The organism is Bifidobacterium sp. MSTE12, assembly GCF_000513015.1.
GTDB classification, from domain to species: domain Bacteria; phylum Actinomycetota; class Actinomycetes; order Actinomycetales; family Bifidobacteriaceae; genus Bifidobacterium; species Bifidobacterium dentium.
Genome location: NZ_AZYA01000037.1, coordinates 101,897 through 116,876 on the forward strand (window position 1 = coordinate 101,897; position 14,980 = coordinate 116,876).

At 56.5% G+C, this 14,980-nt stretch carries 13 protein-coding genes and 1 tRNA gene; 5 read left to right on the forward strand and 9 right to left on the reverse strand.

The genetic code is table 11. The features are described from left to right. Positions 1 to 134: 134 nt before the first annotated feature. The 3 genes from HMPREF1494_RS09180 (at position 135) to HMPREF1494_RS09190 (ending at position 3,606) form a co-directional block, all read left to right on the forward strand. Positions 135 to 908 carry an ABC transporter permease gene (locus HMPREF1494_RS09180; RefSeq protein WP_129879813.1) on the forward strand — a complete coding sequence of 258 codons (774 nt, stop codon included), beginning with the start codon at positions 135 to 137 and terminating at the stop codon, positions 906 to 908. Between the two features lie 243 nt (positions 909 to 1,151). After that, a complete protein-coding gene (locus tag HMPREF1494_RS09185) occupies positions 1,152 to 2,228 on the forward strand; it encodes an ABC transporter substrate-binding protein (RefSeq protein ID WP_034522298.1) in 1,077 nt (358 codons plus the stop codon). 109 nt (positions 2,229 to 2,337) lie between these two features. Continuing rightward, positions 2,338 to 3,606, forward strand: coding sequence for a nucleoside hydrolase (locus HMPREF1494_RS09190; protein WP_034522472.1), 1,269 nt, complete (start codon positions 2,338 to 2,340; stop codon positions 3,604 to 3,606). A gap of 145 nt (positions 3,607 to 3,751) precedes the next feature. On the opposite strand, the gene HMPREF1494_RS09195 is transcribed toward HMPREF1494_RS09190, so the two are convergent. The 7 genes from HMPREF1494_RS09195 to HMPREF1494_RS09225 form a co-directional block, all read right to left on the reverse strand. Next, positions 3,752 to 4,699, reverse strand: a complete 948-nt coding sequence (locus HMPREF1494_RS09195) for a type IV toxin-antitoxin system AbiEi family antitoxin domain-containing protein (RefSeq protein ID WP_230454348.1) — start codon at positions 4,697 to 4,699, stop codon at positions 3,752 to 3,754. Between the two features lie 252 nt (positions 4,700 to 4,951). After that, a complete protein-coding gene (locus HMPREF1494_RS09200) occupies positions 4,952 to 5,743 on the reverse strand; it encodes an isoprenyl transferase (protein ID WP_003839315.1) in 792 nt (263 codons plus the stop codon). Between the two features lie 5 nt (positions 5,744 to 5,748). After that, positions 5,749 to 6,477: a DNA repair protein RecO gene (gene recO, locus HMPREF1494_RS09205; RefSeq protein ID WP_003839314.1), complete on the reverse strand. Its 729-nt coding sequence runs from the start codon at positions 6,475 to 6,477 to the stop codon at positions 5,749 to 5,751. A 61-nt stretch (positions 6,478 to 6,538) separates the two neighbouring features. Continuing rightward, the gene (locus tag HMPREF1494_RS09210; RefSeq protein ID WP_034522301.1) at positions 6,539 to 8,242 is read right to left on the reverse strand and encodes an alpha/beta hydrolase family protein; all 1,704 of its coding nucleotides are present in this window, start codon (positions 8,240 to 8,242) and stop codon (positions 6,539 to 6,541) included. A gap of 26 nt (positions 8,243 to 8,268) precedes the next feature. Beyond that, the gene (gene ispG, locus HMPREF1494_RS09215) at positions 8,269 to 9,456 is read right to left on the reverse strand and encodes a flavodoxin-dependent (E)-4-hydroxy-3-methylbut-2-enyl-diphosphate synthase (RefSeq protein WP_034522302.1); all 1,188 of its coding nucleotides are present in this window, start codon (positions 9,454 to 9,456) and stop codon (positions 8,269 to 8,271) included. 66 nt (positions 9,457 to 9,522) lie between these two features. Beyond that, the gene (gene dxr, locus HMPREF1494_RS09220; protein ID WP_034522311.1) at positions 9,523 to 10,701 is read right to left on the reverse strand and encodes a 1-deoxy-D-xylulose-5-phosphate reductoisomerase; all 1,179 of its coding nucleotides are present in this window, start codon (positions 10,699 to 10,701) and stop codon (positions 9,523 to 9,525) included. Positions 10,702 to 10,768: 67 nt separating this feature from the next. After that, a complete protein-coding gene (locus tag HMPREF1494_RS09225; RefSeq protein WP_034522313.1) occupies positions 10,769 to 12,193 on the reverse strand; it encodes a DivIVA domain-containing protein in 1,425 nt (474 codons plus the stop codon). Between the two features lie 187 nt (positions 12,194 to 12,380). Between HMPREF1494_RS09225 and HMPREF1494_RS09230 the strand changes: the two genes are divergently transcribed. Continuing rightward, positions 12,381 to 12,454: transfer RNA gene (locus HMPREF1494_RS09230), tRNA-Val, on the forward strand. 122 nt (positions 12,455 to 12,576) lie between these two features. Here the strand turns inward: HMPREF1494_RS09230 and HMPREF1494_RS11340 are convergent. Then, entirely contained in the window at positions 12,577 to 12,762 is a 186-nt protein-coding gene (locus tag HMPREF1494_RS11340; protein WP_081724140.1) for a tyrosine-type recombinase/integrase, read from the reverse strand. A gap of 95 nt (positions 12,763 to 12,857) precedes the next feature. Here HMPREF1494_RS11340 and HMPREF1494_RS09235 point away from each other — a divergent pair, with 95 nt between their 5' ends. Then, a complete protein-coding gene (locus tag HMPREF1494_RS09235) occupies positions 12,858 to 13,634 on the forward strand; it encodes a hypothetical protein (RefSeq protein ID WP_034522315.1) in 777 nt (258 codons plus the stop codon). 170 nt (positions 13,635 to 13,804) lie between these two features. Here the strand turns inward: HMPREF1494_RS09235 and HMPREF1494_RS09240 are convergent, their stop codons facing one another. Then, entirely contained in the window at positions 13,805 to 14,977 is a 1,173-nt protein-coding gene (locus HMPREF1494_RS09240) for a hypothetical protein (protein WP_231495395.1), read from the reverse strand. Positions 14,978 to 14,980 lie beyond the last annotated feature (3 nt).

The window sequence follows — 14,980 nt, forward strand, 5'->3', positions numbered from 1 at the left end:
CCACTTTGGCGCAGAAAGCAAGGTGAACGATGGCTCAAACGCGCGTTCAACACATCCCTTCGGCTGGGAACAAGGCCTCCGCGACGGCGCCTGCGACTTCGGATTCCGTCATCATTACGGCACTGCATCGCTTCATGACAATCTGCACAAGACGCGTTCCCACAATTGCCGCAATCGTGTTGCTACTGGTGATCTGGGAGACTTGGGTACGGCTCGGCCATGTGCCGAGCACGATGATCGCCGCTCCGAGCGAAATCGCACAGGCCACCGTCGAAACCTGGCCGACGCTTTGGCCCGCAACGCAGGTCACGTTATTGGAAGGCACCGTCGGATTCCTGTTCGCCGTAGCATGCGGCATTCTGATTGGCATTCTCCTGTACTGTTCGCGCACGGCGAACGCCGCATTGTTTCCGCTGCTGTCGGCCGCGCAGACCATGCCGCTGATCTCGATCGCCCCGTTGTTTCTGATCTGGTTCGGTTTTGAGATTTCCGGCAAAATCGTGATCGTGACGGTTTTCGGCCTGTTCCCGATCGCGGTGCAGACGATTCGCGGGCTCGAGGCAGTGCCGCAATTTTATTCCGATGTCGCGTTAACCTGCGGTGCGACGAAGACGTGGACCCTGTGGCACGTGAAGCTGCGCGTCGCCGCACGGCAGATCTATGGCGGCATCCGCGTCTCCGCAGCCTACATTTTCGCCACCGCCGCGACCGCGGAATATCTGGGCGCACGCAAAGGCCTCGGCATCTGGCTGCAGGCGGCATACAACTCGTTCCGCACACCGCTGATCTTCTCGGCCACACTGGTCATCATCGTGATCACCGGCATGCTCATGTGCCTGGTGAACCTGAGCGAACGTATCATCCTCGGCCCCGCCGACGCCGACGAGGATCCGGATGCGGAGCAGTGAAACCCTCAGTTCCATCACACGTCACACCAACCCGTATAATGGGTGACGCTGTTAAGCCAATGTGTGGCAAACCGGCCATATTCCGCCGCCCGCTGGGTACATCCATAGGGCACATAAGGAGTCGTCGGGGGCATTGGACGAGCGGAGGGCGTGGGCCCTTCGTACCGTTTTCTGCCCGAACTCCGCCCGCAGCACATCCCTAGAAAACGGTAGAGAAGCAAGATTCAAGGGAAATCACATCGTATGAAGAACAGCATCTTCAGCAAATTCGCCGGCAAGGCAATCGCACTACTGGGCTCTGCGGCCATGGTTTTCAGCGTCTCCGCATGCGGCCAGAGCAACGACACCTCCGCCCAAACCGATTCGGATGGCCTGACCAAGGTGACGTTCATGCTTTCCTGGGCTCCGGATACCAACCATATCGGCATGTACGTGGCTAAGAACAAGGGCTATTTCAAGAGCGTCGGCCTTGACGTGGATATCGTAGCCGTAGCGCAGGCCGGCGCCGAGCAGGCCGTCAACAACGGCGTGGCCGACTTCGCGCTGTCGAATCTCACCAATGTGAGCATGTATGCCGTCAAGGGCGCGAAGATCAAGCAGGTCATGCAGGTGCAGCAGAAGCCGAGCGCCATCTGGTGCTCGCTGGCGTCCAACACTGAGATCACGTCCCCGAAGGACTTCGACGGCAAGACCTTCGCCACCTTCGGCTCGAACGAATCCGACGCGGTGATCCGCCGCATGATCCAGACCGACGGCGGCAAGGGCACCTTCGACAAGGTGACCGTCGGCACCTCCACCTTCCAGACCCTGTCCAGCAAGAAGGCGGACTTCGGCGGCTTCTACGCCACTTGGGAGGGCGTGCAGGCCGACATGTACGGCCCGAAACTCAACTGCTTCACCGAACCCGATTACGGCGTGCCCGGCAATGCCGACACCATCGGTGTGATCACCAGCGACAAGACCATATCCTCCAATCCCGATCTGGTGAAGAAGTTCGTCGAGGCCACCAAGAAGGGCTACGAATACGCGTATTCCAATCCGGACGATGCAGCGGAAATCCTTGTGAAGGAGGCTCCTGATGCGAATCTCAAGCCCGCATTCGTCAAGAAGAGCATGAAGACGATCGTGGACGGCCAGTATTGGGGAGATCCGTCCAAAATCAAGGACGGTTCGTTCGTGTTCGGCACGAACGACACCGAAGGTGCGCAGGAGTATTTCGACTTCCTCGCGCAGGAGGACGCCTACACCGATTCGCACGACAAGGTGATTCACGAGGCTCCGCAGGCCGATGATCTCGCCACCGACGAATTCCTGAAGTAGGTAACGACATGCGCCTTCGTGCCGAATATGCGGAACACGCTTGGAACACGCGTGATAACACTGCATGTTCGGCACGTCTTCTACGGCATCGATTCGGTACAGTGAATGCATGACCATACAGTCTGAAGAACCCATGAACGACCGCAAACTGATTCTCGACGTGGACACCGGCATCGACGATGCCTTGGCTTTGGCGTATCTTGCGACTTTCGATGATGTCAACCTGCTCGGCGTAGTCGGCACATACGGCAATGTCGCGATGGGAAAGGCCGTTCGCAATACGCAGTATGTGCTGGAGCGGTTGGGGCTCCGGCACATTCCAGTGATGCGCGGATCGTCGCATCCATCTTGGGCTGCATCATTCATTCCTGACGCCGGCTGTGCGCAGTTCCACGGCACGGACGGATTGGGAGGATTCGGGCCAGACGCTTCCGCACTTGCCGGAATGTCCGATTCTGGCGAAACGGACATTCCGGCCACTTCCGCACCCACTTGCATGTCCGATTCGGCCGAATCGGACATGTGCAGGCTGATTTCCGTCGGCGGCTATGACGTGCATGACCCGCACGCGAATCCTGCCGCTGACTCGTTTTCACTTACCTTCTCCTCCCCCGATGCCGCAAACGTCCCTTGCTCCCCTGTCCTGTCGGAAGGCGTGCGCTTCATCATTGACACGGTCCGCCGATATGGCCGTAACGTCACGGTGGTGGCCACCGGCCCACTAACCGATGTCGATATGGCTCTTACCGCAGCACCGGACATCGCCGGCAGACTGCGACTGGTGATGATGGGCGGCACACTCACCCAGGAAGGCAACTGTTGGGATCTGACCGCCGAAACGAACATCATCCAAGATCCCGAAGCAGCGGACCGTGTGTTCCATTCCGGCGCGGATATCACCATGATCGGTTTGGATGTAACGCACCAGTGTCTGCTGGGCGGCATGGCCACTCGACGTTGGAGGAAAACTGCCGACCTGCGGGCGCACGCCAGGCTGGATCCATCGGCATCCTTGGAAGGCGCTGCATGCTCACATCGCTTATCCGACCCAGGCACGCTGCGATTCCTTGCCGATATCGCTGACTTTTCCATCGCCGCCAATCTCAGGGCCGACGCACGCCTCTTTTCCGCAGGCATGCCACTGCATGATCCGCTCGCCGCAGCCGTCGCCGTCGATTCGACGTTGGTCCGCTGCCTTGACCTGCCGATGAAGGTCGAGACGAAAACGGGTGACTTCCACGGTACGCGCGGCCGTACCGTCGGCGATCCGGAGGGCCTGATCAATCCGCAGGCGCCCCGCATCCATGTCGCATTGCATGTCGATGCCGAACGCTTCGTAGATGAATTCGCGAACCGTATCGACGGCATCCGGCCTTAGTCGGGCTGTACCGGCACGGCACTTGGTGGTTCGTTCGGACGAAATTTGGAAGATGGTGGTTTGTTCGGACGAAATCAGCCCGGATTTCGTCCGAACAAACCACCAATTCCGTAGAAACGTCTGAACACACCACCATCAGCCATAATTAGCCGCACGATTCCCGCCTTGGCACACGCGCACTCTCCAATCGCCGCGTCAGGGTTCGAGCATCGTCCAAATCCGTGTAATACATACGAATCATGTCCACGCCTTGCTTGCCCAAACACCGCTGCCGATCGCGCTCCTCATCGACAACCTGCCTAATCGTGCGTCCCGAGGTCATCGACGGATCCACATATTTTCGTACCCCATCAAATTCCCCGGCGATCAACGTGCCGTCCTCGCGTTTCCACAGGAAATCCACCCTATGCATATGACCGTGACGATTCGAGCAGGGAAACTCAGCCTGAATCCAATGCACAGGAAATCCCAACTCATCCAATACCGCACGGCATTCCGATTCTCCGCCGTTCTCGCTGCCACCATTGCCCTTGGCGATTACGGAGCGAATGCGTTCCCTGCCGCGCAGCATCGGAAGAGCATCCGCATACGCCAGCAACGACTCGATCGTGATTCTTCCCTGACGCAACGCGGAATCAATCGGTGCCAACGCGTAGCGAAACGGCATCATCGCGGCGCAATCGACAAGCGTGCGCTGGATTGACGTCACATGCACGCCGTCAATGACTACGGCATCGGGATCATTGAGAACGTGATACCGTACGTTCGCCTGGCTTTTAGAACGACGGCACCGATCCACTGCGACATGAATTGGATACAGCTGCCGGTATGAGCATTCCAAACCGTGCATGACCGCCGCGCTTGCCCCGCAGAACAACCATTGTTCATGCCATTGCCCCAGCGAACGGATGACATGTCGCAACCGTTCATGCTGGTCAAGACGCTCCCAATACTCCTTGACCGCATATAGACCGCGATATACCCGCACAATACTGCCTTGCTTGACACGTCGCGAAACCACCTTGACATCCGTATCCCAGAACGGACGCATGCAACGTCGCTCCTGCTGCGCCTTCGCAATCAGGAGATTCAAAGAACAGTGCGCTTCTTTTTCACCCATTTGCGCAGTCTAAACGACCTGACCATGTCAAGACAAGTTGACGGTGCGGTCGGAAGGGCCGGGCTAAGGCACACGTGTGCGACTCATTCGGACGAAATCAGGGAATTGGTGGCTCGTTTGGACGAAATCGGCCCTAATTTCGTCCAAACGAACCACCAATTTCACGGAAACGTCCGATTGAACCGCCAAGAATGCCTGGCAGATTCCAAAATGCCTGGTGAAATCCTACTTCTTAACCCCACCGAACCGGCGGTCACGGTCAACATAGTGGCTGATGGAACGCCACAACACCTCACGGCCGCAGTCGGGGAAGAGCTCCGGCACGAAGTCGAGTTCGGCGTAGGCGGCCTCCCACGGCAGGAAGTTGGAGGTGCGCTGTTCGCCGGAAGTACGAATCACCAGATCGCAATCCGGAATGTCCGGATTGTACAGGTGATCGGCGATCATCTTTTCGGTCACACGGTCGCCGGAAATCCTGCCGTCACGCACCTCGCGCGCGATGGCTGCACAGGCGTCGGCGATTTCGGCACGGCCTCCATAATTCAGGCAGAACACCACATCGATGGTCTTGTTGTTCTTGGTGCGCTCCTGCGCCACCTCAAGTTCGTCGATGACGGACTTCCACAGTTTCGGGCGGCGACCGGACCAGCGCACGCGTACGCCCCACTCGTCCATCTGCGCCACACGACGGTGGATGATGTCGCGCGAGAAGCCCATGAGGAAGCGCACCTCCTGAGGCGAGCGCTTCCAGTTCTCAGTGGAGAACGTGTACAGCGACAAGTAGCGTACGCCCGCCTCGATGGCACCGGCAATGGTGTCGAACACCACCGGTTCGGCGGCCTGATGGCCGTCGGTGCGGATCAATCCGCGCTGCTGCGCCCAACGACCGTTGCCGTCCATGATTACGCCCACATGGCGCGGTACCTTGTTCTTCGGGAAATCGGGAATAATCGACGGATCGGAAAAAGGAGCCGCCGGAATGTCAAGCGACTTGTAGTCCACGTTCTCAAAAGCCATACCCGCTAATCTAGCAAGCGCAGCGAACGAATCGGCCGCTCCAGATAGTACTCGCCCCATTTTTCCACCAATTGGCGGGTTTCGGCGGTCAGTGGTGCCGTATCCAACTCTCCCCAATCGCCGTCGACCAGCGCCTGCATCTGGCAGAGTGTGTTCCAAGGAATCAGCGTGGATTCCGGAGTGTGGTCGGCGGAGCACATCACGCCACCGGCTGGAATCGAAAAATACCAGGTCCTTCCGGCATCGATCGGATCTCCGCAGACCACGCAGGCACGCAAGCGCGGAGTCCATCCTGCAAGTGCCAATGCCCGCATCACATAGGAGTCTCCGATCGCATTCGAATCATGCGCATGTTTGGCAAGCGCATTCAACGCACCCAACACCAGCCGGTACTGCATCGTCATACGCTCGTGTTCGCCGGCCACGAGTTTGTCGGCGGTTTCGGCAATCACATTGGCTGCGGCATAGGCGCCATAGTCGGCGCAGATCGGTCCGGCATAGGCGGAAATCGATTCGGCCTGTGAGATCACATCAAGGGAGCGGCCTTCGGCTACCAGCACATCCACACGCATGAACGGTTCCAGACGCCCGCCGAACCGTGATTTGGTACGGCGCACGCCTTTGGCAACGGCACGGATCTTGCCGTGGTCGCGCGTCAACAAGGTGATGATGCGATCGGCTTCACCGAGTTTTGCCGTGCGCAGCACGACTCCTTCGTCCTGATACAACGGCATGATGTGCACCTCCTTTCCGGATAATCGCCCTGCGTTGTCTCTTCCGGCCCCAGCGGATACTTCAGTAGATGAACAGTCCCCAGAAGGCGAAGACCAGCAGCACGTCCAGCATGGCGATAGCTGTCAGCCAGAACAATATGCGACCGAATCGTGTGGAGGCAAGCACCGGCTGCCGGCCGGAGACTATTTCCCTGATGGCGCCTTGACGTGGAGGCCATTGCGCAAGACCTCGACTGCCCGCCACTTCGATCAGTCTCATGAACACACGCGACCACGCCCAGACCACGGCCACGCAGACAATCTGGATGACGGGCCAACTCCAATACATCATGCCCGGATTCTCGGCTGGCGCACTGCCCCATGCCAATTTGACCACGCCCATGATCACTTCGCCCAGGCCCGCGAAGAACAATACCAATGTGGCCATGGTGGCGATGGTCAGCGTGACCAGCGCATTGCCGAAACCATGAGCGAACCCTAGGCGGTAACGACGCCGATGTGCGCGAGCCCAAATCTTACGGATCAACACCGCCAGCCATACCACTGCAATCGCCAGCAGCAACAACAGCATGCTGACATGCAATACGACCAGATAGATGGTCAGGCCTCGATTCGCCTTCAACTCGAGCGGTACCGCAATCGACTGGTACAGTTCGGTTCCGGCAACGCGTTCACTGGTCTGTGTCAGACCTTCCGTCGTGCCGACGGCCCAACTGATCACATCATTGACATAGTCGTCGGCGAACGGCGTGCCGGTGTTCGCCTCGTCCCCCAGGCGCAACACATGATTGGCGATCGGGTAGCTGCGTACGGTCACGTCCCAGTTGCCGGCCTTGTGCGCCATATCCACGATTTTTTCGGTGCCTTCGACCTGTGCGGTCATCACATCCTTGGTACCGTAGGCCACCAGCGTCGGTATCGAATAGGCCTGCGGCACCAGCGTCTCGATATCGAAATTGGTCAGTCCGAACAGTTCCGGATCGATGTTGAAGACGCGACGCACGATCGACTGGTAGCCGTCATGCGCGCCAACCAGCGCGAAATCCTGCGCGGCAAGAAATCCCAACGAATGTCGTGGCGAGTAGACCATGGGGCTGAGGAGCACCTGAAACGCCACGTCATGATCCTGCTGCAGCAGATATGAGGAGATCCATGTGCTTTCGGAAGTCGCATAAATGCCGACCTTCGTCTCGCTCACATTGTCGAGGGAGCGCAGATATGTGATGACCTGATCGTAGATGGCGGCCGATCCCGGATAATCACGAGTCGCATCATTGGTGGACCACACCGGCTTGTCGAGCACGGCTGTGACGAAGCCAGCGGAGGACAGATCGTAGGCGATGTCGCCGAAGGAATTGTCGCAGGTTCCGTACCCGGCTCCGTGCATGAAAACTACGCCGGGCCGATTGCCGCCGGCGCCTTTCGGTTCACGGATGAGCACTTTGATTTTTTGGATTTCCCCAGTGGATGGCTGTTTCGCGTCGATGGTGATGTAGCGTTGACTCACCTCATAGTCGCCCTGTTGGGCGACGGCCTTGCCGGTCGTGTCGTCGAAGGTGATCGCAGTATCGGACGCCAGTGTTTCGATGGTCTGTCCGGTCGGTTCGTAATTCCACGTGGTCGCGGTCAGATTCGAGATGGAAACCAGAACACCCAGCAGAATAATGAAGATGGGCAGGCTTACCATCAACCGTCTGCCGCGCGACCATGCCCGCGCCGGGCGAGCGGTTTGAAGCTGACGTTCCTGATGTGACACGCCGTTCATTCTACCGACTCCGGCTGAGATGACCTTCAGTGCGTAATGGGTACGACCACCGGTCCGGTGGCGTTGACCGGCACCTGACCGTCGCTTTCCATCTGTGCGGCGATATCCTGCGCCTTGGTGAGCAGGGTTTCGACGATCTGGTCTTCCGGCACGGTCTGGATGACTTTGCCTTTGATGAAAATCTGTCCCTTGCCATTGCCTGACGCCACGCCCAGATCGGCTTCGCGAGCTTCGCCGGGGCCGTTGACGATGCAGCCCATTACGGCCACGCGAATCGGCGCGGTGATATCCTTCAGCCCCTCGGTCACGGCATTGGCGAGCTGTATCACATCGACCTGCGAACGGCCGCAACTCGGGCAGGAAATGATGTCGAATTTGCGTTGCCGCAGTCCCATGTATTCGAGCAGCTTGCAGCCGACCTTCACTTCCTCGACCGGCGGAGCGGACAATGACACACGAATCGTGTCGCCGATACCCTCCGCCAGCAACGCGCCGAACGCGAGACACGACTTGATGGTGCCCTGCCATGCCGGACCTGCCTCGGTGACGCCGAGGTGCAACGGCCAGTCGCCTTTGGAGGCAAGCAGACGGTAGGTTTCGACCATGGTAATCACATCATGGTGTTTTACGGAGATCTTGAAGTCATGGAAGCCGACGTCCTCGAACATGTGGGCTTCTTTCATGGCGGAGGCGACGAGCGCTTCCGGGGTCGGACCGCCGTATTTGGCGTACAGTTCCTTGTCTAGCGATCCTGCGTTCACGCCGATGCGCAAGGAGATGCCCGCATCGGTGGCCGCCTTGCAGATGGAGGGACCGACTTCGTCGAATTTGCGGATATTGCCCGGATTCACACGTACCGCGGCACAGCCGGCATCGATGGCCTGAAACACGTATTTGCTTTGAAAGTGAATGTCGGCGATGATCGGAATCGGCGATTTCCTTACGATTTCCGGCAAAGCGTCGGCATCATCCTGGCTGGGCACGGCCACACGCACGATGTCGCAACCGGCTGCGGTCAGTTCAGCGATCTGCTGCAGGGTCGCGGGAACATCGGCTGTGAGCGTATTGGTCATGGACTGCACGGAGATCGGCGCTCCACCGCCGACAGGCACCGGCCCCACCATGATACGGCGGGATTCGCGGCGCGGGTGCAGCGGACTTTCGCTGATGGCGGCTTCACCGGTCTTGCGGAACGGCTTTTCGATTTCTGGCATCGTCAATAATCCTTGTAAGTCAAAGCATCGTCGGCGGAGCCAACGAAACCACTACTGAGCAAACCACTACTTATTTATCAGTTCGTCGGCACGACGGCGAGCTTCATGTTCGAGTTGGCTCATTTCCTCCACGGATGCGAACAGCGGATTGCCTCGCATTTCACGGTCCATGTCGTCAAGCACCTCTTTGACGGTATCGACGATGCCAAGGTACGGTAGACGATGCTCCAGGAAGGCATGCACAGCCTGTTCGTTGGCCGCGTTCAGTACCGCGGTATGCTTTTCGGACGCCTCAAGGCAGTGGCGTGCAAGGTTTACGGCCGGGAACGCCTCATCATCAAGCGGTTCGAAGGTCCATGTGGCAGCCTTCGTCCAATCACAGGCCGCAGCGACATCGCCAAGTCGTTCCGGAGCGGAGAGTCCCAACGCGATCGGCAGCCTCATGTCTGGTGGCGAAGCCTGCGCAATGGTGGCGCCATCACGGAACTCGACCATCGAATGCACGATGGACTGCGGGTGCACGGTCACCTCGATGCGGCTTGGCGGCACGTCGAACAATCGGCTCGCCTCAATCACTTCCAAGCCCTTGTTCATCAACGTGGACGAGTTGATGGTTACGACCGGCCCCATATGCCAAGTCGGATGGTTCAATGCCTGCTCGGGCGTGATGTCGATCATTTGATTGCGCGTCCAACCGCGGAACGGACCGCCGGATGCGGTTACGACCAGTTTGGACACCTCGCCATGCGTGCCGGAACGCAGCGACTGCCAGATGGCGGAATGTTCGGAATCGACCGGGTTGATCTGCTGCGCACGAACCTGCGCGTCGAACAGCAGGTGACCGCCGGCCACCACGGATTCCTTGTTCGCCAATGCAAGCTGGGAGCCGGACCGCAGCGCCGCAATGGACGGCTCAAGACCAATCGAACCGGTAATGCCGTTGAGTACCACATCGGCACCGGAACCGGCCATATTCACCACGGCTTCGGGGCCGGCGGTCACTTCGACATGTGCAGCTCCCGCCTGTGCCAGAGCATCACGCAACGGTTGCACGGCATGCTCGTCGAACACGGCCACGCTTGAAACGTGAAATTGCGCGGCCTGCCGGGCAAGCAGGTCCACATGCGCACCGCCGGCCGCCAAACCGACCACGTCGAAGCGATCGGGATGGCGTGAGATGACGTCGAGGCCCTGCGTGCCGATGGAACCGGTGGATCCAAGAATTACGACTGTTGAAGTCTGCATAAGCTATGCGTTTTCTCCAGTGTTGATAGATGCGACAATCCGATGATCGACCGACGACAGTTGCCGATCAGTCATCGAATGTCGGGAAGGACAGATCGGGAATGTCGACGTTCAGGCCATGCGAATCACCGGGGAACAGCGGCGAAACCTTCGATTCGTCCTTCTTCTCCTCGGTCTTGCCCGCATCCTCCACAGTAGGGGCCTCAGGCTTCGTGGCGGTTCCGGCGGGTTCAGCCGGTGCCGCCGAAGGTGCGGAAGCGCTCGAAATGTCAATGGACGGAGGAACCGGCGTATGCTGGGCGGCCAACAACGAGGTCATGGAGCTCAGGTCGAGAGCGTCGGTATTGACCTGTGGCACGCTTGGGACGGACAGATCCGGAACATACGGCGCAGACGAGGTTTCGGCCGGGGACGGCTCGTCGGTCGATTCAGCCATATGGGCCAAAGCGGCCAGCGAGGAATCGGCAGCGGGCTCAGCCGGTTTGTAGGCCGGGGCCGCAGGAGCGAAGCTCGGCGGCATATCAGAAACGGGAGCTTCAGCGTTCGCGTCTTCCTCGGCCTTGTTTTCCACGGAGGCGCGAGTGACGGACGGTTGGAATACCGGAGGCACGGATGGCGGGAGCGTCGCCGATGTCTCCGCCTCCGGCGTGCTGACGGGAGAGACGGCCGGGGCCGCGAAAATCTCACGTTCGGCCTTGTTAAGCGCATCGAACGACTCGCCCGGCTTCGAAGCCGTTTCGTCGTCATGTTCCGTCGTCATCGCAGGCTTGGCGAACAGCGGAGCGATCAACTGGGTCTCTTTGGCATCGGAGGAGGCCGACGTCTGCTGCAAGGTCTCAGTGGGCTCGCCCACGAAATCGGCCACGCGGGCGTATGACTCCAGACGGGTCAGCAGCTGCACGCATGAACTCAGGTAATAGTCCACCTGACGTTCGTCATAACCCCGCTTGCCCTTGCGTTGCGTGAAGATCACGTTGGCGACGGACGTCGAATTCAGATCGACGAGATGCTTGGCATCCTCACGGGAGATCTTTTCGATGTCAAGTTCGGAAGCGGCTTTCGCCATGCTCTGGTCGATGATGCGGTCGACCTGCTTGCGGTCGTAGGACGGCGTCTTCGGCTCCCCCGATTTGAAACGTTCGCCGGCCGCACGCTTGGCATGTTCGTCGAGCTGACGGTACAGCGCCTCGGTCTGGGCCTTCCAGGCCACCCGGCCATGCTGAGAGATCTCCCACGTGGTCTGCTTGTCGACTACGGCACGTTCCAGACGGGCCAGAGCCGCGTCGACCTGGGCAATCACATAGCCGCCCTTCACCAGATCGAACGAGACATTCTGAATGTCATGCTGGGTCAGCTGAACGCCTTCGCTCTCATACAGCATGTGCGCACGCTCCAAAAAAGCGTCCACCTGCGCAGGGTCATACCCCCACTTGCGCTTTCCGGTGCGAGCGACTCCAGATGCGTTCCTACCGGCTTCAGGTTCCTGCGCCATTGGCTATCGACCTCCTACAGACAGTATTCAACGTCATCACTTTACGTGATTGATTCGACGCCCATGCGATTTCATGCAAAATGTCGCGGAAACAACACGCGAAACACGTCGGAACATACCTGCGGGGCTCGCGCGACTCGCCCGACACGCGATGCACGACGCACCATACGGTACAGTAGAGCGTTGCGGGCGATTAGCTCAGTTGGTTAGAGCGCCACCTTTACACGGTGAATGTCGGGGGTTCGAGTCCCTCATCGCCCACAGTGTATGCTTTCGTTCCAGTCATGCCGTTTTTGGAGCTCTGTACTACTTTCAGGCTCCTTTCTTAACTCTTGTTATTCGAGAATTGTCATGGCTTTTGTCATGGCAACAACGGTTATCTTTCACCAATTCAGCTTTTTGATGGCGGCAATATCGGCATCCGTGCCGAGATAATGGACATATCTTTGCGTCACGGCCAAACTCGAATGACCAAGCCACTCCTTCACCGTCAGCACGTCAATGCCATGTCTGAGCCATTCCGTTGCCGCAGTGTGTCGCAAGTCGTGCAGCCTACGCCCTTGGGACAGTTCCTTCCAATGCGTATCCGCTTTACGTTTCCCTTGTTCAGCTTTGCACCGCTTCGCGTGGTGAACACCAGGTCATCAGGATCCTTGCCTTCCAGATGTTCCAGAACTATCGGCTTGGCCTTATCCGCAACCGGAACGTGACGCGCCTTGCCGGATTTCGGATACTTAGGTTGCATCGAGAATATACCGAATCCATCTTTCCAACCGAACAATACGAAGAAGCTTTCAAAACCTTGTACAGCCACTATCAGGCAAACACAGATGACTCCCTTACACTTGACAATGTTTCGCAATTCCTTGAATGCCTGAGCCATACGTTGCTCGAATACATGAGGAAAGAAGCAACGCTTAGTTTTTACTCACAGCTCGAAAAGAACACCCAAGATTCACTCTTCTCCCGCTGCTATTACGATCAATCATTTTCAAGAGCATACAACCATTGGACCCATGACGATTCAGAAACGCTTTTCCAGTTAGTGAACTACGTAGGTCACTCGAATCTCGACATCACTATGCGAATCGACACTTCCATCAGCACGATGGATTCCATTCCTAGTCAAATCACATTGATAGCTAGGGAAAGAAACGCTGATCATGTCATCGATTCGGTCACCATCCCATTCAATTATGGAAAATGGTTTACATGTATCAAACCGACTGAAATCAAAATGTCAGGAATTATCGGGAAGGACGCACCGCTCGATACAGGCACGGTCACGGTCTGGGAGGGTGACCTTTGGGAAGAGCTATACGGAGAAAGGCTTAGTCTTCGCAGATTCTCTTACCTGTATCCGTTTTTATTAAATAGGAAAATAACCCGAAAGGGACCGCCGCCGAATCGCCCTGCGGACCATTTTGATCAACTTTGGTAGTGCCCGACATAGGCCATGGAAGGCCATGCTCAACCTTTCGGGCACTACCTGCTTTCTTGAGTAGAGTTAATCAGTGAGCAGATTAGCAAGAAACTGATGAAGTTTTCAAAGACTGAATATCTGACAATTCTCCAATCAGCTTCAAAAAATACCTATAGTCACCGGTGTTTTTATAGTTTTTCTAAAGTGGCTATTATGCTCTTCGTAAGTCCCTGTAAACTATATTCATCGTCATCGTGGAAGAAAATAGTGCGAATTTGCCTGTTGTCGAACGGAAGTCTTTCCTTGCTGTTCGAAATCGGAATCACAATTCTACCTCTAGCGTGAGCCAGTCCCATTTCATAATATACATTGGGATTAGCTCCACTCAAATCAGCGATAACAACCCTGGAACTTTCTATGAGTCTAAGAATATCCTGAGTGATATCTGTAGGAGTTTTAATCTCATCCACACGTCTACATTCATATCCGAGTTGATCTGCCGCATTCCATATCGCCCTATAAACAGGATCTTCCAAGGGATTTAGATATGCAGGATTAAAAGGCATCATTACTGCAATTCGATTATCCTTAATAGGAACAGACGGAAATTTAAGTACTGCTTCACTTTGCACAGGATTATAGTTACTTCTCAAATCACCGAGCATCCTATAGGGGTCTCCTTTGAAGACCATCCAACGAGTTCTCGAACCACGCCATCCTGTTGGCGCAAGTATGCGGTTTAGCATTACTGAGGGGAAAGATGCAACCACTGAGCTAAGACGCTGAGACAAATCAGCTCCGAGATATCCAATTTGAGCAATCGTTGAACTGTTGTCAGTATACTCAGGCGATGTAATAGTAGGAAGCTTTTGCAGCATTTCAAAATTAGGTGTCCCATCTGGGTTCTTGAATCTTGCTGCTATAGCTAAGTCTGTCTCTTCGAATATTCGATCGCTTTCCACAGGGAAAAATTCGCTGGCCCGAATAATCACATTGAAGAACATAGAGTCATCATCATCCTTGTTTTTCTTTGTTTCAGCAATGCGTGATGACAGAATTTGCCTGCATTTTTGATGCAGGATTTCATATTCAGTTCCATCCGACTCTTCAATGAAAAAGTTTTCATAATACTTTAATAAATCGGCAAACAGTTTCCATACTTGATCAGCAGAGGCATCAGACGCAAAAATCTCAAGGGAACGGCCCTTTGAAGACCCATATTTTTCACAGAGTCTTATATCCACGCTTTCCTGGGTGAAATCATCGAAACGTTCTGTGCTGAAATCTAGGACATAGCCACCACGATTGAATAACCTCAGAAAAGGTTCTTTTTCCATAAAAGTTAAACCATTCGGCGCCATGTC